At 61.8% G+C, this 22,234-nt stretch carries 16 protein-coding genes and 1 pseudogene; 6 read left to right on the top strand and 11 right to left on the bottom strand.

The genetic code is table 11. The features are described from left to right. Positions 1-8: 8 nt before the first annotated feature. The 3 genes from parC (at position 9) to LPB072_RS14260 (ending at position 4,378) form a co-directional block, all read left to right on the top strand. The gene (parC, locus tag LPB072_RS14270) at positions 9-2,354 is read left to right on the top strand and encodes a DNA topoisomerase IV subunit A (protein WP_066084551.1); all 2,346 of its coding nucleotides are present in this window, start codon (positions 9-11) and stop codon (positions 2,352-2,354) included. A 226-nt stretch (positions 2,355-2,580) separates the two neighbouring features. After that, positions 2,581-2,976, top strand: coding sequence for a DUF4189 domain-containing protein (locus LPB072_RS14265; RefSeq protein ID WP_066084554.1), 396 nt, complete (start codon positions 2,581-2,583; stop codon positions 2,974-2,976). Between the two features lie 139 nt (positions 2,977-3,115). Further along, positions 3,116-4,378 carry a cation:proton antiporter gene (locus tag LPB072_RS14260; protein WP_066084556.1) on the top strand — a complete coding sequence of 421 codons (1,263 nt, stop codon included), beginning with the start codon at positions 3,116-3,118 and terminating at the stop codon, positions 4,376-4,378. 121 nt (positions 4,379-4,499) lie between these two features. Here LPB072_RS14260 and LPB072_RS14255 read toward each other — a convergent pair whose 3' ends face one another. From LPB072_RS14255 to LPB072_RS14245, 3 genes are read right to left on the bottom strand one after another with little or no spacing between them, the layout of a single operon-like run. Then, positions 4,500-5,477: an NAD(P)H-dependent flavin oxidoreductase gene (locus LPB072_RS14255; RefSeq protein ID WP_066084991.1), complete on the bottom strand. Its 978-nt coding sequence runs from the start codon at positions 5,475-5,477 to the stop codon at positions 4,500-4,502. Positions 5,478-5,521: 44 nt separating this feature from the next. Beyond that, a complete protein-coding gene (locus LPB072_RS14250) occupies positions 5,522-6,343 on the bottom strand; it encodes an enoyl-CoA hydratase (protein WP_066084559.1) in 822 nt (273 codons plus the stop codon). Between the two features lie 25 nt (positions 6,344-6,368). Beyond that, entirely contained in the window at positions 6,369-7,334 is a 966-nt protein-coding gene (locus LPB072_RS14245) for a PH domain-containing protein (RefSeq protein ID WP_066084562.1), read from the bottom strand. Positions 7,335-7,581: 247 nt separating this feature from the next. Between LPB072_RS14245 and LPB072_RS14240 the strand changes: the two genes are divergently transcribed. Then, entirely contained in the window at positions 7,582-8,400 is an 819-nt protein-coding gene (locus LPB072_RS14240; protein ID WP_066084566.1) for a crotonase/enoyl-CoA hydratase family protein, read from the top strand. Positions 8,401-8,436: 36 nt separating this feature from the next. On the opposite strand, the gene LPB072_RS23925 is transcribed toward LPB072_RS14240, so the two are convergent. From LPB072_RS23925 to LPB072_RS14205, 8 genes and pseudogenes are all read right to left on the bottom strand, one after another. Next, positions 8,437-8,709 (bottom strand): YdeI/OmpD-associated family protein, encoded by a 273-nt coding sequence (locus LPB072_RS23925; RefSeq protein WP_231943554.1) that lies wholly within the window; start codon positions 8,707-8,709, stop codon positions 8,437-8,439. 339 nt (positions 8,710-9,048) lie between these two features. Continuing rightward, a pseudogene (locus LPB072_RS23200) lies at positions 9,049-9,366 on the bottom strand (low molecular weight protein tyrosine phosphatase family protein); the annotation flags it as partial. A 10-nt stretch (positions 9,367-9,376) separates the two neighbouring features. After that, positions 9,377-9,823 carry a GNAT family N-acetyltransferase gene (locus LPB072_RS14230; protein ID WP_066084569.1) on the bottom strand — a complete coding sequence of 149 codons (447 nt, stop codon included), beginning with the start codon at positions 9,821-9,823 and terminating at the stop codon, positions 9,377-9,379. A gap of 96 nt (positions 9,824-9,919) precedes the next feature. Next, complete coding sequence (locus LPB072_RS14225) at positions 9,920-10,483, bottom strand: histidine phosphatase family protein (protein ID WP_066084572.1); 564 nt, start codon at positions 10,481-10,483, stop codon at positions 9,920-9,922. A 275-nt stretch (positions 10,484-10,758) separates the two neighbouring features. Beyond that, entirely contained in the window at positions 10,759-11,835 is a 1,077-nt protein-coding gene (locus tag LPB072_RS14220; RefSeq protein WP_066084576.1) for a transglutaminase family protein, read from the bottom strand. A 93-nt stretch (positions 11,836-11,928) separates the two neighbouring features. Beyond that, a complete protein-coding gene (locus LPB072_RS14215) occupies positions 11,929-14,508 on the bottom strand; it encodes a circularly permuted type 2 ATP-grasp protein (protein ID WP_066084581.1) in 2,580 nt (859 codons plus the stop codon). A 280-nt stretch (positions 14,509-14,788) separates the two neighbouring features. Continuing rightward, positions 14,789-18,256, bottom strand: coding sequence for a transglutaminase family protein (locus tag LPB072_RS14210; RefSeq protein WP_066084584.1), 3,468 nt, complete (start codon positions 18,254-18,256; stop codon positions 14,789-14,791). 651 nt (positions 18,257-18,907) lie between these two features. Beyond that, entirely contained in the window at positions 18,908-19,375 is a 468-nt protein-coding gene (locus tag LPB072_RS14205) for a RidA family protein (protein WP_066084587.1), read from the bottom strand. A gap of 162 nt (positions 19,376-19,537) precedes the next feature. Between LPB072_RS14205 and rmuC the strand changes: the two genes are divergently transcribed. Further along, entirely contained in the window at positions 19,538-21,064 is a 1,527-nt protein-coding gene (gene rmuC / locus LPB072_RS14200; protein WP_407927758.1) for a DNA recombination protein RmuC, read from the top strand. Positions 21,065-21,087: 23 nt separating this feature from the next. Then, positions 21,088-22,233, top strand: a complete 1,146-nt coding sequence (locus tag LPB072_RS14195; protein ID WP_066084590.1) for an MFS transporter — start codon at positions 21,088-21,090, stop codon at positions 22,231-22,233. The last annotated feature ends 1 nt before the right edge of the window (position 22,234 follow it).

The raw sequence follows: 22,234 nt of genomic DNA, 5'->3' as shown, positions 1-22,234 counted from the left end.
AAGAGACCATGGACACGATGAACCCCGAACTCCCCTTGGCTGAGCCCGATGCGCCTGGTGAGGACAACCTGGCCAGCTATGCGCAGCGCGCCTATCTTGAATACGCCTTGTCGGTCGTCAAAGGCCGCGCTTTGCCCGATGTGTGCGACGGTCAAAAGCCGGTGCAACGCCGCATCCTCTATGCCATGGAGCGCATGGGTCTTGGCTTCTCAGGCAACACAGGCGCCAAGCCGGTCAAGAGCGCACGCGTGGTTGGCGATGTCTTGGGCAAATACCACCCCCATGGCGATTCGGCTGCGTACGACGCGATGGTGCGAATGGCGCAGGATTTTTCGCAGCGCTACCCGCTGATCGATGGACAGGGCAACTTCGGCTCGCGTGACGGCGATGGCGCGGCGGCCATGCGATACACGGAAGCGCGTCTGGCCAAAATCACCGGTCTGCTGCTCGACGAGATCGATGAGGGAACGGTTGATTTCATTCCCACCTACGACGGCTCTTTTGAAGAACCCAAGCAGTTGCCAGCCCGCCTGCCGTTTAACCTGCTCAACGGGGCTTCCGGCATTGCCGTGGGACTGGCCACGGAAATCCCGAGCCACAACCTTCGCGAAGTGGCCACTGCCTGTGTGGCACTGATCAAGAACCCGAAGCTCACCGAAGAAGAGTTGCTCGCCATCTTGCCGGGCCCTGACTATCCAGGCGGCGGCCAGATCATCAGCCCAGCCAGCGATATTGCGGACGCTTACCGTACAGGGCGCGGTAGCCTCAAGGTGCGCGCTCGCTGGAAGATCGAGGAGTTGGCCCGTGGCCAGTGGAATCTGGTCGTCACCGAATTGCCGCCTGGCGTGAGCTCGCAAAAAGTGCTGGAAGAGATCGAAGAGATCACCAACCCCAAGGTCAAGGCCGGCAAAAAGGCCCTGAGCCAGGACCAGACGCAGCTCAAAGCGAGCATCTTGATGGTGCTCGACGGGGTGCGCGACGAATCGAGCAAGGACGCGCCGGTGCGCCTGGTGTTCGAGCCCAAGAGCAGCCGCATCGAGCAGAGAGAGCTGATCACGGCGCTGCTGGCCCACACCAGTCTGGAAAGTTCAAGCCCGATCAACCTGACCATGATCGGCATCGACGGGCGCCCCACGCAAAAGTCGCTGCGCCTGATGTTGACCGAGTGGATCGAGTTCCGACAGACCACAGTCACCCGCCGTTCACAGCACCGCCTCGACAAGGTACTTGATCGCAGCCACATCCTGGAAGGCCGTCAACTTGTTTTGCTCAACATCGACGAGGTGATCGCCATCATCCGTCAGAGCGACGAGCCCAAGGCAGCGCTGATCGAGCGCTTCAAGCTCAGCGACCGCCAGGCCGAAGACATTCTGGAAATCCGTTTGCGCCAGTTGGCGCGGCTGGAAGCTATCAAGATCGAGCAAGAGCTCAGCAAGCTGCGCGAAGAGCAGGGCAAGCTGGAAGACATTCTGGGCAATCCCGGCAGTCTCAAGCGCCTGATGGTGAGGGAGATAGAAGCCGACGCCAAGACGTTCGCCGATGAACGCCGCACGCTGATCCAGGCCGAGAAAAGAGCTGTGGCCGAAATCAAGGTCGTTGATGAGCCCGTCACGGTGATCATCTCTGTCAAAGGCTGGGTGCGGGCCCGCACTGCCCATGGCCACGAGGCGGCGAGTTTCGCCTTTAAAGCAGGCGATGGTTTGCACGGTACCTTTGAGTGCCGAACGGTGGACACCTTGATCGTCTTCGGCAGCAATGGCCGCGTGTATTCGGTTCCCGTGGCGAGCCTGCCTGGTGCCCGTGGCGATGGCCAGCCCATCACGACACTGATCGATCTGGAATCAGGTACCCAGCCCGCACACTATTTTGCCGGTCCGGCCCATGCCAGCCTGCTGTTGTCCAGCACCGGCGGCTACGGCTTCCTGGCCAGTGTGGAAAACCTGGTGTCGCGCCAGAAGGCCGGCAAGACCTTCATCACCGTGGGCGATGGTGAAACGGTGTGCGCGCCGTCTCACGTTGCGAACGCCACGGGCAGTCTGCCTTTGTTGCCCGCCACCCATGTGGCCTGTGCTTCGACCGGTGGGCGGATCTTGACATTTGAGATCGGCGAACTCAAGACCATGGAGAAGGGCGGTCGTGGCCTGATGCTGCTGGACCTCGATGCGAAAGACACCTTGGCCGGCGCAGCGGCGTATACGCGCAGCGTGAAGATCGAAGGTATCGGTCGCGGCGGGAAGGAGCGCGAAGAAACACTTGAGATTCGCAGCCTGAACAACGCCCGCAGCGCGCGTGCCCGCAAAGGCAAGGCAGCCGATCTGGGTTTCAAGCCCAACCGAATCTCGCGGGTTGAGTGAGCGCGGGCGTGCGCAGAGGTTGTTAGGCCTGCTGAAGTCCTCAAGCGTTTTACACGGGAGGCTCCTGGTGACTCAGCCTGGCGACAAGCCAGCCGGCAGTGAGCATCCAGCGTTCCGGCAACCGACCTGCTTCATGGTTGACGCTGCCAACTGAATGTGTGCCGACAGTCTGAGCTTTGCTGCGTGATACGCTATTTGCTACTTTTTGATGAATTTGGAGGCGTATATGTTGAATTCCCTGAAGACCTGGTTGGGTGTGGCTGCGGCTGGCCTGGTGTTGAGTGCCTGTGGAGGCGGCAGCGACGGCCCTACGCCTCACGGTGCCATCGCGTTGAATGTCAGCACGCCATCTGCTTACATTGCGACCAACTTTATCTCCCAGGCACAGGCGAACACCGGCGCTGTCACGCGCTGTGGCGGCGACGGCTGCGTGGTCATTCACGAGTTTGCCGGCAGTGGCTCATGCGCAGCGCTCGCGACCGGTGGTGGCAGCAGCCTGGTGTGGGGTGTGTCCAGCGGATCGACACAGACTGAAGCAGAAGCAGGTGCGTTGCAGTCTTGCACAGCCAAAGGCGGCGTCCGGTGCAGCATTCCTGACGCCATTCCGGGCAAGTGCCAGTGATGTGAGCGTGGGTGCCAGTGCGCTGGTATCCCTTTTTCTGACCGCAGCGTCTGGGATGTCGGTGCATCGGTCGCCGATTTTTGAGCAGGATGCATCCGTCTTTCGGACGCGCCCCTGTTGAGTCCAACTTCGCCAGAATATGCTGAATATCGTTGCCGTCTGCCTGGTTTTGACCGCCTTGATGGCCTATGTGAACCACCGGTTCATCAAGCTTCCCACGGCGATTGGCGTGATGGCCGTGGCTTTGATTTTCTCGCTGGGTCTGGTGGTGCTCGACGGCTTTGGCGTTGCCCGCGAACTGCACGATGCAGAGGTCTCCCTGCTGCAGTCCATCGACTTCTCCGGCGTGTTGATGCAGGGCATGTTGTCGTTCCTGCTCTTCGCAGGCGCGCTGCACATTGACCTGAGTGAGCTGAAAGCCTTTCGATGGCAGGTTGGGTCGCTGGCTATCGTGAGCACTGTGCTTTCGACCTTGCTGGTGGGTTTCACGCTCTTTTATGTGTTGCCGTGGGTCGGCCTGGGCGTGCCCCTGATGTATTGCCTGTTGTTTGGCTCGCTCATTTCCCCTACCGATCCGATCGCTGTCATGGGCATTCTCAAATCGGCCAACGCCCCGCGTGAGCTGGAGCTGGTGATCGCGGGCGAATCGCTGTTCAACGACGGCGTGGGTGTGGTGGTGTTTTCCTTGTTGCTGGGCATGTTGGTGAGTGGTGTGGCGCCATCCGTTGCGCAGGGTGCCGAGTTGCTGGCCCATGAGGCCGGTGGCGGTTTGATCCTGGGGCTGGTGTTGGGCTCTGTGACATTCTGGTTGCTGCGCAGTGTGGACAACTACCAGGTGGAGGTGTTGCTCACCCTGGCCACCGTGGTCGGAGGTTATGCGCTGGCGGCGAAGTTGCACATGTCTGGCCCATTGGCCATGGTGGTTGCCGGGTTGATCGTGGGAAACCATGGGCGGGCTCTTGCCATGTCGGACACCACGCGCCGTTATGTCGACATGTTCTGGGAACTGGTCGACGAAATCCTCAACGCCGTGTTGTTCGTGCTGATCGGTATGGAGGTGATGGTGATCAGCTTTTCAGGGACGGAAATGATCGGCATTGGCGTTGCCATTGTGGTCACGTTGCTGGCGCGCCTGTTGACGGTGGGCTTGCCGGTGCGCCTGACACCACGCTCGTTCAACCTGCCCGCCGGCTCATGGAAGGTGCTCACCTGGGGCGGCTTGCGCGGCGGTATTTCGGTCGCACTGGCCTTGTCGTTGCCCACCGGGCCCGAGCGCGACACCATCCTGGCGCTGACCTACGGTGTGGTGATCTTCTCGATTCTGGGGCAGGGGATGTCGATTGGCGCGATGACCAAGCGGGCCCTGGGTGACGCAGCCGGCAAGGCGGACCAAGCGCACTGAACCTCCCCGGCCGGTCGCGGTCGCCGGGTCCCTTGTCAAAAGCCGGGCCCGGTCGGTCGGAGGAGCCCTGATGGTGTTCCTCCGAGCCGCTCCTTGAAGCGCCTTGGAGGCGCCCTATTGCTCAGGCCGCGTCGAACCGGGCCAAGCGCTTTCCGATGATGTCGTGCGCCTCGGCCATGATGCGGTCGATCAGGTCTTTCACCGTGGGCACATCGTGGATCAGGCCGGCGACCATGCCGCAAGACCAGGCACCTGCGTCCATGGTGCCGTCCTGCATGATCTTGGGGTACACGCCGGCCACTTCGGGCAGGATGTCTTCGAACTTGAGGTTCGCGCCAAGGGTCTTTTCTTTCTCCAGCAAGCGCTCGACGGCCTGGTTGGTGAGCACGCGCTCGGTGTTGCGCAGCGGGCGCATGACCAGGCGGGTGTCCAGCTCCGAGGCGGCGACGATGGCTGCTTTCACATTGGCGTGCACAGGCGCTTCCTGTGTGGCAATGAAACGGGTGCCCATGTTGATGCCGTCGGCGCCCATGGCGAGTGCGGCCACCAGCGAGCGGCCGTCGGCCATGCCGCCGGAAGCCAGGAAAGGAATCTTCAGCACGTCGGCTGCACGGGGCAGCAAGATGAAGTTGGGCACATCGTCTTCACCGGGGTGGCCACCGCACTCGAAGCCGTCCACGCTGACCGCATCGCAGCCGATGGCTTCGGCCTTGAGAGCGTGGCGCACGGCCGTGCATTTGTGGATCACCTTGATGCCAGCCTCTTTGAGCGCGGGCAGGTATTTCTGGGGGTTGTTGCCCGCGGTCTCCACCACCTTCACGCCACCTTCGATGATGGCCTTGATGTAGCCGGGGTAGTCGGGCGATGACACCGTGGGCAGGAAGGTGAGGTTCACGCCGAACGGCTTGTCGGTCATTTCGCGGCAGCGGGCGATTTCCTTGGCCAGCAGCTCGGGCGTGCGCTGGGTGAGCCCGGTGATGACGCCCAGGCCGCCGGCGTTGGACACGGCGGCGGCGAGTTCGGCCAGGCCTACAAAGTGCATGCCGCCCTGGACGATGGGGTGTTCGATGCCCAGCATCTCGGTGATTTGGGTTTTCATGGAAATGTTGCTTTCTTCAAAAGAGTGGGGGAGAGGGGCGCCGGTCAACGGCCTTTGAAAACGGGTGTGCGTTTTTCGACGAAAGCCTTGGCGGCTTCCTGGTGGTCGCTCGTCTGGGCGCAATGCACATGGTGGGTGACTTCGAGGTCCAGGCACTCGTCGATTTCGCCGCCCATGGCGCGGTTGAGGTTTTCTTTCATGTAGCGGTAGGCGACGGGGGGGCCATTGGCGAGGCGCTGTGAGATTTCCTGCGTTTTCGCGGCCAGCGCGTCGGGCTCGGCGACCCAGTTGCTCAGACCCAGGCGCAAGGCTTCGTCGGCGGTCACGCGGTCGCTCAGGAGGTACATCTCGCGCGCCTTGGCGGCTCCGATGAGTTGTGTGAGGAAGTAGGTGCCACCGTAATCGCCTGCAAAGCCCACCTTGGCAAAAGCAGTGGTCATGAAAGCAGCGCTGCTCATGATGCGCAGGTCGCAGGCCAGCGCAAGCGAGAGGCCCGCGCCCGCGGCCGCGCCGGGCAACACGGCCAGTGTGGGCTTGGGCATCTTGAACAGGCGGCCAGCCGTCTCGCGCTGGCTGTGGCGCTGGATATGGATGGACTCGTCGACCGTGTTTTTGGCGCCGCCTTCGGCGTAGGACGCCGCCATGCCTTTGACGTCACCGCCGGCGCAAAATGCCTGGCCAGCGCCGGTCAGCACGATGCAGCGCACCTCGGAGTTGAACTCGGCCTCGGTCAGCAGCCGCTGCATGGCCGTCAGCATGGGGCGCGACAGGGCGTTGCGGGCCTGGGGGCGGTTCATGGTGAGCGTGAGCACACCGCTGTCCTGGTGGGCCAGCAGATCCGGGGTGCCGGTGTCGATGGAGGTCATGTGGGTGCTTTCATGGTGGGTTGCATCAGGTGATCAGGCCGAGCGCGCGCGCATCGGCTTCGTAGTTCGCGTAAGAGTGTTTCAGCGTGGCGCTGTTGAGGATCATTTCAGCCACAGGCTCCTGTGTGCCTGCCTCAAAAACGCGGGTGCGAACCCAGGCCGATTCGGTGCGGGCGCTCTCGCTCAAGGCGATGATCTCGCGCTGCAGGTCGTAGGCCTGGTCGACGAACAGCGGCCCCTTGAGCAGGCGAATCTGCTGGCCCGCAAACAGGCCCACCGCTGGACCTCGCCCGCTGAAGCCTGCGAGTTTCACCGTGCTGCCGAGCAACACGCTGATCATCTCCAGCGGGATGATGGCCCGGCCCCAGGGCGATAGCGTGTCGCCTTCAAGGGTGTACCAGGGAGAGGGCTCGGTGATGACCTTGAGCTTGTCGGCGAGGCTGAATGGGTAGTAGTTACCCATGTGCTGGTGAAAGCCCATGGTGATGGTCTCAGCCTGCGCACCGCATTGGCCCACTGTCAAATCGTGGTTGATGACCAGGCCCGCTGGCGGGCGCAGTTTGGCGATGCGTTGTGGGATTTCGTGTGCGGCGTCCGGCACGGGGCCGATGGATGCCGTGCCTTTGAGCACTGGCGTGCCGTCGGATTTTTCGGCCCAGATGTGCGCCACCTGCTGTCCGTTCGTGGGCGGGGTGACGAAGGCGCGCACGGTTTCGCCCTCGACCACCATGTTCTGGTAATGCACGCTGATGCAACCGGTTTCGAACCAGGCCTGACCAAAGAGGCCGGCGAGCAGGGGGTCGAACTGGCTGAAGTGGGTGGGGCCCTCAATGGGTCCGGCGCGCAGGCCCAGTTCGCCTGCGGTGGCGTCGTCGTGGATGGAAAGATGGCCGTCGTAGCTCTGCTCGGCCAACATTTGTCGCGGTTCGCGCAGCGGTCCGCACAAAGTGGTGCCCGGGAAGCCGGGGAAGGCGTTTGAGGTGGATGGCATGGTGGGTGGGGGTCGAACCAGCGGCAAGCACAAAGGAACAAGGGCTCGGGCACAACGCAGCATTGCAGTTGGTGCGACGAACCCGCATGGGCGCTCAGCATAGACGGCACCGCTGGCGACGGGCAGTCGCATTTGAGTCAGCCTCAGGCCCGGGCTGGGGCGAACATTCGGCAATCGCCTCACGGCGCGCGGCACCGAACGGGTGTCTGCGTGTGCCCCTTCAAACCCCATAGCGCTCAGGTCACCCATGCAACTCCAACCCACCCGGACACCACCAGCCGAAGGCTGCATCGACACGCAAGTTGTCGGCAACATCTTGCTCATCGGTATCAACAGGCCTGCCAAGCGCAACGGCTGGACACCCACCATGTTCAGGCAGCTGGCCGAGGCCTACACCCGGCTGGACGACGAGCCCGAGCTGCGCATTGGTGTGCTGCATGCGTTTGGCGAGCACTTCACGGCCGGGCTGGACATGCCGTCCATTCAGGCCCATCTGGAGCGGGGTGAGAAGGTCGTGCCCGAAGGCCTGGTTGAGCCGCACGACTTTGGAAAACCCGGTTACCGCCGACGCACCAAGCCGGTTGTGGCTGCGGTGAAGGGCATCTGTTTCACGGTGGGCATCGAGCTCATGCTGGGCGCCGACATTGTGGTCGCGGGGGAGGATTGCCGCTTCAGCCAAAAAGAGGTGCAGCGCGGCCTGATGGCCGGTGCCGGCGCCACCTTGCGCATGTCCCAGCGCGCAGGCTTGGGCAACGCCATGATGTTGCTGCTCACAGGTGATGACTTTGACGCTCCCACCGCGTACAGGCTCAATTTTGTGCAGAAGCTGGTGCCCAATGCCGATGTGTTGAAGGAAGCCATGGCCATCGCCGAGCGCATAGCCGAGCAGGCCCCGCTGGCCGTTCAGGCCACGCGGCTCAACACCATCAAGGCGGTGGAAGAGGGGCCTGCTGCTGCGGTGGCCGATTTCCCGGCCATCAGCCAGCGCATCTTCGCCAGCGAAGACTGGGCCGAGGGGGTGCGCTCGTTCGTGGAAAAGCGCAAGGCCGTTTTCAAGGGGCGCTGAAGGCCGGAGCGGGCGTGTGCCACAGCGGCCTCCTGCTCAGCGAAGGCGCACGCCTGCAGCGCAGGCCTCCACCAGCTTGGCCAGCCGGGACACGCGGGTTTCTGACCGCTTGGCGGTGGTGATCCAGTGCAGCACCGTCTTTTTGTAACCAGGGGGCGTGGCCTGGAAGAAGTGCCATGCGGCGGCCTGTTGCTGGAACGCCTGATGTTCATCGGGTGACAGTTCGGCCACTTCTTCCTGCTCATGGGAGTACACCGCTGACCTGGCAGTCGTGCGCCGTGAAAAAGCGAGTTCACCGGCAGGGGTCATTTTGTCCTGTGCGCGGAGCTGTTCGACTTTTGCGATGTTGATGGCGCTCCAGATGGAGCCGGGCTTTCTGGGCGTGAAACGAATGCAATAGCTGCGGTCATCGATCCGCTTGCGCACACCGTCGATCCAGCCGAAACACAGGGCTTCGTCAACGGACTCGGACCACGACAGGCTGGCGCGGCCCGTGCCACGCTTGTGATACCCGACCAGCAGTTCGGTTGTGTTGGCCGCGTGGGCTTGCAGCCAGGCTCGGTAGTCCGCGGCGCTGTCGAAAAAGTGGGGTTCTGCCATCTGGGTTTGATGCGGGGTTGGGCAGTGAAAGGCCTGGTGTGCGTGGGGGAGAAACCCGCTGACTTTGCGCTGCAGCAGTTTCACCGATGTGGGGTCCATGAACCTGTGGTTGTCCGGAATGTTCAGGCACACGATGCGTTTTCCGTTCAGGCAGGGCGTGAACGCACGGCTGAGCTTGGTCTTGTGGTCGCGTTCCATGACAAAAATCAGTTCCACCCACGCCAGCAGTTCGGGTGTCAACGGGTTGTCGACACCCTGGTTGAACCCGGCCGAGGTGCATTCGATGCCCGGGTACTCGGCAAAGATCTGCTCTGCCGTTGGGCTGCGCCAGCGGTTCATGCTGCAAATGAAGAGAATACGCTGCATGCGGTGGAGCCTAAATCCGCAGCTCCATGTCGATGCGGTGCATGCCCGGGCCCCAGCCGTCTTCGATCGTGGAGCGTTCGGCCGCACCAAACTTGGCAAAGAAGGGTGCGGACTTGTGGCTCGCTGCGATGGTGACCAGGCTCACCCCCGAAGCGCGGCCCCCATCGGTGATTCGCATCATGATGGCGGAGCCGATGCCCTTGCCGTGTGAGCCAGGGTCGAGCAGGATCCAGTTCAGGCTTTTGGCTTGAAGGCCATCACCCATCAGCCCGAACGCGCCAGCGATGCGTCCGTCGATCAGACACAGCTCATAGTTGAGTGGATTGCCATCCAGAAAACCTTCATAGTCGAGCCGTTCATTGGGCGCAAAGAACGCTGGACAGTTTGCATCAAAAAGACCCAGGCAGGCGAGCTTGTCTGTGGGGCTATAGGGCGTGAATGTGGCGCTGCCTGTCATAGGGTCTGGAGAGGATGGATGCTTCGATCTGGCGTTGTTGTAAGCGAACGATGCCTTCAATGAGGGTGTTGGGCCGGCACGCCGGTACAGGCTCGATCAAGCGCCAGGCGGGGTGGTTTCCACATAGGTACTCACGCCCCAGTGTGCCCTTTGAGGGACTTTTCCGCGCCAACCCATTGCGCTCAATTCTTTGGCGATCAGCCGATTCATGATGCCATGACCAATGAGTAGCACCGAGCCCTCTTCAGCCAATGCAACAAGCTGGATGGCAGCAGCCTTGGCCCTTGCTTTTGTGTTCCGAATCGATTCCGCGCTTCTGGCGTAGCCAAAAAACCAGGCGATCCGGAAAACGGCTGCCCAGATCGAAGGAGGCAGTCTGGGGAAGTTGATGAGCGCGAACGGCAGTTCCGCTTCGCCGAAAACGGGGTCCAGAACATCTGGGGTTCTTCCCAGCAGGCGCGCAGATGACATCGCCCGAGCTGCGGTGCTGGTGGCCACCACATCTGCGGACTGCGTGCGCAAATAGCTACTTGTTGGTATGTCCTGCGGCCCAACCTCCGAAAGGTCGTAGCGCTCGATCCATCGCGCCATCTGCGCAGGGGTCACCCAGCCGCATTCGACCAACGCCGGCTTTCCATGGCGCATAAAACTGATTGTCATCCAGCGTCTTCGGCTTTGTTGCGGGTCGTGCTTGATCGGGCGTTCGCAGTGGTCACAAGTTGCATGGCCGATGTCTCAGTGCGCAAGGTGTTTGCATGAGCTTACCCATCCGGTTTTGTCAGAAAGAGAGGCCTTGGAGGCAGCCTATTGGGTTGCCCCGATCGCAAGCCACTTTGCTGGGCCCAGCATGCCTTGCCAGAACATCAATCGCGTACGGCATTGAGCCTGTATGCGTCAGTCAAAGGAATCAACTCGGCTGGGGGGGGGGACCCCTTTCAGTCGACAGACTGGCTTTGGTTCTGACTTTGACTCTGACTCTGACTCTGACTTTGACTTTGACTTTGACTTTGGCTTTGGCTTTGGCTTTGGCTTGCAGCTGGGTCCGGTGAGCGCGTGGCGAGGTTGTCCCACTCATCGGGTGGTGCCACCGTGACGGCAACGGTGAGCTCGTGCTGCGACGCGCCCTGGATCACGCCGCGCATGGGCGACACATCCGAGAAGTCGCGGCCGGTGGCGAGGGTGACGTAGTCTTCCCCCGGACTTCCCCAGCCGCAGCGGTTGTTGGTCGGATCGTAGTCGACCCAGATGCCGCTGGGGGGCATGGTCTTGCCTTCGCTGTCTTCCAGGCTTTGGGGCAATGGGCAATACACAGATACCCAGGCGTGTGATGCGTCGGCGCCGATCAGGCGGGGTTTGCCGGGAGGCGGTTGGGTGAGCAGGTAGCCGCTTACGTACCTTGCGGGCAGGCCCAGGCTGCGCAGGCAACCGAGCATGATGTGGGCAAAATCCTGGCAAACGCCTTTGCCTTGCTCCAGCGCCTGCAAGGCTGGTGTGTCAATTTCGGTGCTGGCAGTTTCGTATTTCAGATCGGTGTGGATGCGCTCCATCAGGGCGCGCGCGGCTTCCAGAAGAGGCAGGTCGGGAGTGAACACGGGCAGTGCAAATGCGGCAAAGGCATCGTCGCGCGGTACGTAGGGTGAGGCAAACAGGAATTCGGCAGCGGGGTCGTAAGGTGCCTTGGCACGGTAGCGAAAGTGTTCGCGAACGCGCTCCCAGCTCAGAGCTTGCCAGTCTTCGTTGTCGGGCAGTGGCTTGGGCGCCGAGGTTTCGACCAGGGTGTCGACCTCGACGGTCAGCGACTCATGGGGTGATTGCAAAGAGAAGAAGGTTCGAACATTGCCAAAGACGTCCACTGTCTGGCTGCGGGCTGCTGGCGCGGGTTCGACGGTGAGCACATGGGAACGCAGCAACTGTGATGCGGTTTGTACCGGCGAAAGGTGCACCATGTGTTGCGCCATGTCGATGGCGCCTTGGTAATCGTAGTGTGTGTGGTGAAGGATGCGCAAAAGCATGGCTGGCGGAGGTTCAATGCCAGACAGGGTTGATCTTTGCCTGTCTGTGGATGGCGATAGGGGTCTCAGCGGGCGAGCATTCGAAGGGAGCCGTCATACGCTTTGGTTGCGTTGATCGGAATGGCTGAAGTGCAGGCGGGTCAGGTCGTCGGAGAGCGTTGCGGCCGAGTTCTCGCAGTTGGTGAGCAATTCTGCGAATGCCTGGTAGCAACGCTGACCCTCGGCGTCAGTTCGCCAGTAGCTCAGTTCGGTCATTGCCCAGGTATCGGGGTCTGGAAGGCCCAGGGCGAGCTCGGCATCCTGGGCTTTGGCCAGTCGGCCACGCAGGGTTTGAATGACCCAGCCCAGTGACCGGGGGTTGTCTCGGTTCAAGACGAGCAGGTCGAGCAGCGCCACCATGTCGCGGCGTTGCTGGTATTGGGCATGGAATGTGATGGTGCTGTCAAACAGCGCGACGATTGCTTCGAAGCCATCGGTTTCCCGCAGGCAGTTGTGCTCCATGCCGAGTTCCAGCGCGCGCGACAGGGTAGCCAGGCGTTCGATATGGCGGCCAATCGAGAGCATGCGCCAGCCGTTGTCTCGCACCATGCGGTCGGTTTGTGAGCCGGTGATGGCTGCAAGCAGGTCGCTGGCATTTTGCAAGGCGTTCAAAGCGTCGGTGAAGTCCGCCTCATGTTCGCTGGCCAGGCTTTCGCAATCTTTGGCGAAACCTGAAGCGGCTCGCTCGATCAGATTCCAATGGCCTTGGGAGAGCCGGTCCCGCACGTGGGCTGCGGTGGCTTTGAGTGCATTCAGGGTGTAGCCCACGCTGAAGGACGGCGTCTCGGCGTCAGCCGGTTTTGACAGGTCGTTGACCAGGCTGCGGGCAAAGACGCGCGCGGACTGCGCAGCCGAAGGCACGTCGGGCAGGACCAGCGAGTTCTCTTCTGCCATCGCCGATAGCCAGTTGATGAGTGCGGGGGAGCCCCGTTCCTCACCGTCCAAATGCTCCAACACGATGCGGGCCAGTCGAATGGCGTTTTCTGCACGTTCGGTGTAGCGCCCCAGCCAGAACAGGTTTTCTGCGGCGCGGCTGGTCACGGGACGGTCCTGGTGGGCCAGGGTCAGGGTGGATGCGGCCGACCCGAGCAGGCTGGTGTGGTCAACCTGGCCGTCGGTCATGACCCAGCAGTCGGCGCTGCTGCCGCCGCGCTGCATGGCTGCAATGAGCTTGCCTCGGGGCGCCAGGCGCACCAGGCCTCCAGGCAGCACGCGCCAGGACTTTGGACCATCGGCGAGCGCAAATACCCGCAGCATGGCCGATCGGGGAGCCAGTTGCTGGTTGGCCCAGGTGGGTGTTTGAGACAGTGGCAGCCAGGACTGTACGGTGTGATCGTCTGGGTGGCGCAACATGCGCCCGGCCCATTCGTCGAGTTCACTTTGGCTGAGCGATTGCCCGATGACAGTTTCGAGACCCGAGCGCGGGTAGGTGCCTTTGATCACGCTGTTTCGCAGCGTGGGCAAGACCGCCCGCAAGGCCGCGTCTTCACCGCACCACCAGGTGTTGAGCGAGGGCAGTTCCAGTTCTTCGCCCAGCAGATGGCGGCTGATGGCGGGCAGAAAGCCGAGCAGCGCGCTGGACTCCAGGGGGGCCGAGCCGGGCGTGTTGGCCAGCAGCAGGTTGCCGGCGCGCAGGACCTGAAGCAAGCCGGGAATGCCCAGCGACGAGTCCGAGCGCAACTCCAGCGGGTCGAGCCATTCATCATCGAGCCGTTTGATCAGGGCATTGACTGGTTCCAGGCCTCTGAGGGTTTTCAGGTAGAGCTTTTGGTCGCGTACGGTGAGGTCGTTGCCTTCGACCAAGGTCAGTCCCAGGTAGCGGGCGAGGTAGGCGTGTTCGAAATAGGTTTCGTTGTGGGGTCCGGGCGTGAGCAGCGCGATGCGGGCATTTTCGCCTTCGGGGGCCATCTTCTTGATGCCGTCAACCAGCGCGCTGTAGCTCGCGGCCAGGCGCTGTACTTTCATGCCGGTAAAGGCCTTGGGAAACTGGCGCGCGATGGCAATGCGGTTTTCGAGCAAATAGCCCAGGCCCGAAGGCGCCTGCGTGCGTTGGCCCACCACCCACCATTGGCCGTCGGGCCCATGGGCGAGATCAAAGGCAACGATGTTGAGCCAGGTGTCGCCGGGCGGCTTGACGCCTTGCATTGCGCGCAGGTAGCCAGGGTGGCCCTGAACCAGTGCGGCGGGGAGCAGGGCGCGTTTGAGCAAATCGCGCGCGCCATACAGGTCGGCCATGATGCCGTTGAGCAACCGGGCGCGCTGCAAAACACCGCTTTCGATGTGAGCCCAGTCGGTTGGGCTGATCAGCATGGGAAACAGGTCAAGTGCCCATGGCCGCTGCTCACCCTTGGTGGCATCTGCGTAAACGTTGTAGGTGACCCCGTTGTCGCGGATCTGGCGCTGAAGGTTTTCGGTGCGTCTGCCCAGTTCGGAAACGCCTTCTTTGCCCAGGTGCTCAAAGAACTGGGACCAAGGTGCAGAAATGGGTGTTCCAGCGCTGTTGGCTCTGTTGACGGCACCCCTCATTTCACACAGGTGACCCAGGTCGCCGGGCAATTTGGCCGACACCGCCCATTCAGAGGGAGAACCCGGGCTGAAGTCGCTGAAGAGTGAGGGGGAGTTTGTAGGAGTCACTGCGGTCTCAGTATGCCCTGTACACGCTGTGCAAAAGGCGCATCGCATGGGCTTTTTTGCCGACTTTTCGGGTCTTTGCTCGGATTCAAGCGGTTTTGGTCATTTGGGCCAGTCCCCCCCAGCGGTCCCCATATGGTCTGTAGGGGCGGTCAGCGATGGCGGTTTGCCGTGATTTTCTGGCTCCAAACGAAAAGGGTTGTTTCACTGAAATCAGTGAAACAACCCTTGAGAGGGGGCTCAGGCCCCCTCAAATAGGCAATCGCGCCAGAGTTGCCTGCCTTCAGCGGCCCTGTGTGTGTCGCAAATCCAGCGTGAACGGAAATTCGCGGCTGCCTGGCACATTGATTGTCGCTGGCGGTACCACCATCGGTCCCGGAGTATGCCCCATGGCCTTGAACCTGGAGAGACGACGGCTTTCCGCTTCAAACGAGTTCACCGGCAGGCTCTCGTAGCTCAGACCGCCGGGGTGGGCCACGTGGTATTCGCAACCTCCTATGGAATGCTTGGCCCAGGTGTCCACGATGTCAAAGGTCAGTGGCGCGTGCACACCGATGGTGGGGTGCAGGCTGCTCGGTGGGTTCCAGGCCTTGTAGCGCACGCTGGACACGTACTCACCAACGGTGCCCGTGTTTTGCATGGGCATTGCTTGACCGTTGCAGGTCACCACGTAGCGGCTCTGGTTCATTCCCGTGACCCGCACTTCGATGCGCTCCAGTGACGAGTCCACATAGCGTGCGTTGCCGCCCGCCGCGCTTTCTTCGCCCATCACGTGCCAAGGCTCCAGCGCATTGCGCAGAGTGAGTTCCATGCCACCTGTGTTGATCGATCCAATGATGGGGAAACGGAACTCGTAGTGCGGCGCAAACCAGTTGGCGTCAAACCCGTAACCGGCGCGGTTCATGTCGTCGATCACGTCATCGAAGTCTTGCTTGATGAAAGTAGGCAGCATGAAACGGTCGTGCAGTTCTGTACCCCAGCGTGTGGCCGGCGCCTTGTAAGGGCTCTTCCAGAACCGCGCGACCAGCGCGCGCAGCAACAATTGCTGAGCGCTGCTCATGTGCGGGTGTGGCGGCATTTCGAAGGCGCGCAGTTCCAGCAGGCCGAGGCGACCAGTGGCGGAGTCGGGCGAGTACATCTTGTCGATGGAGAACTCGCTGCGGTGGGTGTTGCCGGTGGCGTCAATCAGAATGTTGCGCAGCGTGCGGTCAACGATCCAGGGTGGCATGGTCTGGCCGTAAACCTCGCGGTTCTGGTAAATCTGCTGAATCGCGATTTCCAGCTCGTAAAGCTGGTCGTTGCGCGCTTCGTCCACGCGTGGCGCCTGGCTGGTCGGGCCGACAAACATGCCACTGAACAAATAGCTCAGGGCAGGATGGTTGTGCCAGTACAGCAGCAGGCTGGCCAGCAATTCGGGTTTGCGCAGGAACGGGCTGTCCGATGGCGTGGCACCGCCCATCACGAAGTGGTTTCCGCCGCCAGTGCCGATGTGGCGCCCGTCGGACATGAACTTCTCGGCCGACAGGCGCGACTCGAAAGCCGCGTTGTACAAAAACTCGGTGTTCTTCACCAGCTCGCGCCAGTTGGTCACGGGGTGGATGTTGACCTCGATCACACCTGGGTCGGGGGTGACCTGAAGCAGTTTCATGCGCGGATCGCGTGGTGGTGGGTAGCCCTCCAGCACGAGCTGCATCTTGAGCTCTTCGGCTGTGGCTTCAATGGCCGTGAGCAGGTCGAGGTAGTGCTCCAGCTTTTCAAGCGGTGGCATGAACACGTACAACACCGACGATGCCTTGCCCTTCAGCTCTGCTTTGGGGCCACTGGCCCGGCGCGGGTCGCGCACTTCCACGCAAAGAGCGGTGCGGCTGATCCAGGAGGCGGATTCGTTCAGGCTGGGTACGCGGTCGAAGTCTGCGGGCTCGGTCTGAGCACCGGTTCGTGCGCTCGCGCTCGATAAAAGCGAGGCCATACCGCTGGGGGTCTGGAACTTGCGGGGCGCTTCGACAGCCTGGTCAGAACCGGCCACATAGCGCGCGGCCATGGCATTGCGAGGTGCCAGATTGGGGCGCTGGCTGGTGGGGTCCTGTTCGACCATGTAGGGATAGTCGGCCTCGTTCACCCAGGGCAGCGAATCCAGTGGCAGGCGCAGGCCCATGGGGGAGTCGCCCGGCATCAGGTACATGCGCTCATCGCGCAGGAACCATTGGCCGCTGGTCCACTCAGGGCCCACCGACAGTTTCTTGTCGGTGGGTTTGAGGGGCAGCAAGTAGCCGACCACCGCATCGAGCTTCTGGGTGAAGACGCGGCGCAGGCGCACCCGCTCCATTTCATCTTCGAGGCGGGAGTTGAACGGATCGACGTTGACGGGCAAGCGACGCTCGCGCCACATGTAGTACCAGGCGTCTTCGTAGGCCGCCTGCATGAACTGGTCGGTGATGCCCAGTTTGCGCGCCAGGGTCTCTGTAAAGCGTTTGGCGTCTTCACTGGTGTAGTGGGTCGGGTTGCGTTCGTCCACGAACAGCGCCGGGTTGGCCCAGACCGGCTCGCCGTCGGCGCGCCAGTAGATGTTGAGCGCCCAGCGAGGCAGTTGCTCGCCCGGATACCATTTGCCTTGTCCAAAGTGCAAAAAGCCGCCCTGGCCATATTCGTCGCGCAGTTTTTGCACCAGTTCGGTGGCGAATCCGCGCTTGGTCGGGCCGAGTGCATCGGTGTTCCATTCGCCGGCGTCGCGGTCGCTGTCAGCCACGAAGGTGGGCTCACCGCCCATGGTCAGGCGCACGTCGCCGGCCATGAGCTCGGCGTCCACCGCATCGCCGAGGGCCAGCACTTCGGCCCATTGCTCTTCGGTGTAGGGCTTGGTGACCCTCGGGGACTCGTAAATGCGGGTCACACCCATGTGGTGCGCGAAGGTGACCTCGCTCTTGCTTACGCCGCCTTCAATGGGCGCAGCGCCGGAAGGCAAGGGGGTGCATGCCAGCGGAATGTGGCCCTCGCCCGCCATCAGGCCGGAAGTGGCATCCAGGCCAATCCAGCCAGCGCCGGGCAGATACACCTCGCACCACGCATGCAGGTCGGTGAAGTCGACTTCGGTGCCGCTCGGACCATCCAGGGATTTCACATCGGGCTTGAGCTGGATCAGGTAGCCCGAAACAAAGCGCGCGGCCAGTCCGCAATTGCGCAGCAGTTGCACCAGCAGCCAGCCAGAATCACGGCACGAGCCGCTGCCCGATTCGAGTGTTTCTTCTGGCGTTTGCACGCCTGGCTCCATGCGGATCGTGTAGTTGATGTCCTGGCTGAGCATATGGTTCAGCTCGACCAGAAAAATCACGGTGCGCCGTTTGGTGCGATCGATCTTTTCCAGATAGGTCTTGAGCAGTGGCGTTACCGGGTCCGGTGTCAGGTACGGTGCCAGCTCTTCTTTGAGTTCTGGATCGTAGGTGAACGGAAACTCTTCGGCATCGGGCTCCAGGAAGAAGTCAAAGGGGTTGTACACGGCCATCTCAAACACGGCATCAACCGTGACCTTGAACTCTTGGACCTTCTCCGGGAACACCAGGCGGGCCTGGTAGTTCGCGAACGGATCCTGTTGCCAGTTCACGAAATGGCCGGTCGGTTCAACCTTGAGCGAATACGAGACGATTTTGGAGCGACAGTGCGGCGCGGGGCGCAGCCGAACAATCTGTGGACCCAACTCGACCAGGCGGTCGTACTTATAGTGGGTGATGTGGCTCAGGGCAGCGTGAATAGCCATGTTGTCTTTAACCTTTCGTCTTGGTATGAACCGGCAAATGGTCGATTGACCACCTGGTTCAAGTGGACGGTTGAGCTTCATTTTGAAGCAAGCAAGTCCTAGGCCACAGGGTAGCAGGGAATGCTGACTTGTCGGTTGGACAGTGTTGAAGCGTGGAGATACTGGAACGCGCTGCCAGCGGAGGTTCTGGGCCGCTTCGTGTGCCTCAGTGTCGGGACGGGAACCGTTTGAGAGTCAGGCGTTGAGGCCTCCCGGATGCGCTCTTTCCACGGGTGCACGAGCGAGAATTGTGGACCTAGGCTGGTGCTGGTCGGCGGGCGGCTAAGGGTATTCACCGAGTAACGGGCGCAACCAGGGGTTTGCCAGTTCGTTCAGAGGCCGGTTGGGTCGCCGCCCGCCCGGAAGTCGATGCATCCGGCCCGCGCACGCATTGGCTTGCCGCAAGAACCCGGCGAAGCCGTTTGGAAACGCTCAAACAGGGGTGGTTTGCTGATGGGGTTGCGTTTGTGGCGAGAGGGTCTTGATCAGTGTCGGCCCGATGAACAATCGCGCGGCAAATGGGGTGGATGGGTCATTGGCCTGCGGCTCAGGCTCATGACCTCCCCCCTGCATTCGAGCGCCGCACCACGGCAGGGAGGGCGCCGGCTTGCCTTATCCGAGTTCGGCGATCAGCTCAATTTCCACGCAGACGCCAAAGGGCAGTTGCGCCACGCCGAATGCGCTGCGGGCATGTGCGCCCGCCTTGGGGCCGAAGACCTCGCCGAGCAACTCGCTGCAGCCGTTGGTGACCAGGTGGTGTTCGGTGTAGGTGGCGGTGGAGTTCACCAGGCTCATGACCTTGACGATGCGTGCGTTGTCCAGCGTTTTGCCAGCGGCCTTGCAGGCGGCGTCAAGCGTACCCATGAGATCGACGGCGACGGCACGTGCGGCTTGTTTTGCCTCGTCGGTGGTCATCGTCAGGCCCAGTTGGCCGACCCAGGGTTTGCCGTCTTTTTTGGCCACATGGCCGCTCAAGAAAACCAGGTTGCCGGTCTGTGAGAAAGGCACGTACGCGGCTGCCGGAATGGAGACTGGGGGCAGGGTGATGCCGAGTTCGGTGAGTTTGGCTTGAACGCTCATGGGAAAGTCTCCTGATAAATGGTTGAACCGAGTGTTTTGATTGTAGGGGGCGGGTTCGGCTTTCACGGTGTGTCATGAGTTGAATTCATGGGCCCGCGCAGTGGTTCAAGTGCTTTGCCCGATCTCGCGCCACCGAGGGATTGCTCGCCGATAATTTCCGCCATGTTCTTTGAAAATACTGCGTGGTGGGTCTGGGCCGTTCTGGGGCTGCAGGCCCTGGGGCTGCTGTTGGTGCTCTGGTTGTTGTTGCGTCGCCCGAGGGTGGGCGATGACGAACTGGCGCACAGGCAGTCGTTGGCCAGTGCAATGACCCAGCAAGCCCAGCGGATCGAGCGCGTGGAGGGCGAACTGCGCCGTGAAATTGGTGAAAACTCGCGTGGCGGACGTCAGGAGATGCAGCAAACGCTGAGCAGTTTCCAGGCGTCTTTGACCCGCCAGAGCTCAGAGGCAACGCGTACGCAAAACGCGCAGCTGGACGGTTTTTCTCAGCAGTTGCTGCAATTGCGAGGCACGCTGGGCGACACCCTCACCCAGCAGTTGCAAGCCATCAGCCTGGGTATGGGCCAGCAGGCCGCCGAAGCCACGCGCACCCAAAATGCGCAAATCGATGCGTTCGCACAGCAACTGGTGCAGCTTCGCAGCACGCTGAGCGACACGTTGGTGCGCCAACTGCAAGACATGAGCGAAAGCAATGCACGACGCCTTGCCGAGGTGCGCACCACTTTGGACGGGCAACTGACCCAGCTGCAACAGAGCAATGCCGCCAAGCTCGACGAAATGCGCGCCACGGTGGATGAAAAGCTTCAATCCACGCTGCAGGCGCGTCTGGGCGAGAGCTTCAAACAGGTGGCAGACCGGCTGGAGCAGGTGCACAAGGGCCTTGGCGAGATGCAGACGCTGGCGCAGGGCGTGGGCGATTTGAAGCATTTACTGACCAATGTGAAGACCCGCGGCATGTTCGGCGAGGCCCAGTTGGCCGCGTTGCTGGAACAGGTGTTCGCGCCCGATCAATATGCGACTCAGGTGGCCACCCGGCCGGGCAGCCGCAACGTGGTGGATTTTGCGATCCGCATGCCAGGGCGAAGTCTGGATGGCGAGCCTTGCTGGCTGCCCATCGATGCCAAATTTCCCAACGAAGACTATGAGCGCTTGCTCGATGCCCAACAGCGCGCCGATGCCGAAGGCGCCGAGGCGGCGGCGCGCGGACTGGAGCAGCGCATCAAGCTGGAAGCCAGGTCCATGGCCGACAAATATCTGGAGCCTCCGCACACCACCGACTTTGCAATCCTTTTTCTGCCGACCGAAGGGCTTTACGCCGAGGTGTTGCGTCGTCCCGGCTTGATGGAGGTTTTGCAGCGCGAGTACCGTGTGACGCTGGCCGGGCCGACCACCTTGATGGCCATGCTCAATTCACTGCAGATGGGTTTTCGCACCCTTGCGCTGGAGAAGCGCAGCAGCGAGGTCTGGCAGGTCTTGGGTGCGGTCAAAACCGAGTTCGGCAAGTTTGGCGATGTGTTGGCCAAGGTCAAAAGCCAGACCCAGACGGTGCTCAACACGCTGGACAGCGCCGAGACGCGCAGCCGCGCCATGACACGCGCTTTAAAAACCGTCGAAGCGCTGCCGCAGGATCAGGCCAAGCAGGTGTTGCCTCTGGACGGCGGTGATGCCCAAGATGCGGAGGAGGGTTGAACCCGGGCCTGAGGCGCCGCTTGATGCGCCTGATTGCGGCACAAATCAGCCTGCACGCCTGCATGACCGGGTTCCGAATGGCAGGGCCGTTGATGGCGCTGCGTGAGGGCTTCAGCCCGGCCGCGGTGGGGCTGTTGCTGGCGCTGTTTGCCTTGTCTCAGGTGTTTCTCTCTTTGCCGGCAGGGCGATTTGCCGACAAACACGGGTTGAAGAAACCCCTGTTGATTGCTGTGGCGATTGCCACAATGGGCGCTTTGCTTGCCGTGGTGTTTCCACGGTTTGAAGTGCTTTGTCTCACCGCGCTGACCTGTGGCGCCTCTACCGGCCTGGCGTTGATCGCTTTGCAGCGGCATGTGGGTCAGTTGGCCAATGGGCCGCTGGAAATCAAGCAGGTCTTCAGCTGGATGGCCATCGGACCATCGATTTCCAACTTTCTCGGGCCTTTTGCCGCCGGGCTGCTGATTGATGCATCGGGTTTTCGCGCCGCCTACCTGTTGCTGGCCCTGCTGCCTCCGATGGCCTGGGTTTTGGTGCGGCATGCACAGGAGCTGGAGCCGGTGGCCCACGATCCGTTGCTGAAGCGGGGGCGCTCATTCGCCATGCTGCGCGACGCCGGGTTTCGCCGACTGATGCTGATCAACTGGATGCTGTCGTCTTGCTGGGATGTTCACACTTTTCTTGTGCCATTGATTGGCAATGAGCGGGGCTTGAGCGCCACCGTGATCGGCTCGATTCTTGGAGGATTCGCACTCGCGGCCACCGCGATTCGCCTCGTCATGCCCTGGCTGGCGCAGCATTTGCGCGAATCAGTGGTGATCGGTACGGCCATGGTCTCTACGGCATTGTTGTTTGCGGTGTATCCATTGGCGCACACCGCATGGGTGATGGGCTCACTCTCGGTGTTGCTCGGCATGGCTCTGGGCTCGGTGCAGCCCATGATCATGAGCACGCTGCACCAGATCACGCCCAAGCATCAGCATGGTCAGGCCCTGGGGCTGCGCGCCATGGCCATCAACGGCTCCAGTGTGGTGATGCCGTTGCTGTTCGGCTCGGTGGGGGTGGTGCTGGGCTTCTCGGGTGTGTTCTGGATCGTGGGAGCGGTTGTGGGGCTGGGTTCGCGGCTCGCCTGGACCATGCAGGGATCAGACGGGGAAACCCCCACGCCGTGAG

Origin of the sequence: Hydrogenophaga crassostreae (assembly GCF_001761385.1) — a bacterium.
Taxonomy (GTDB): Bacteria; Pseudomonadota; Gammaproteobacteria; order Burkholderiales; family Burkholderiaceae_C; genus Hydrogenophaga; species Hydrogenophaga crassostreae.
Note: the sequence above shows the minus strand (reverse complement) of the source record. Positions and strands in the feature narration are given on the sequence as shown.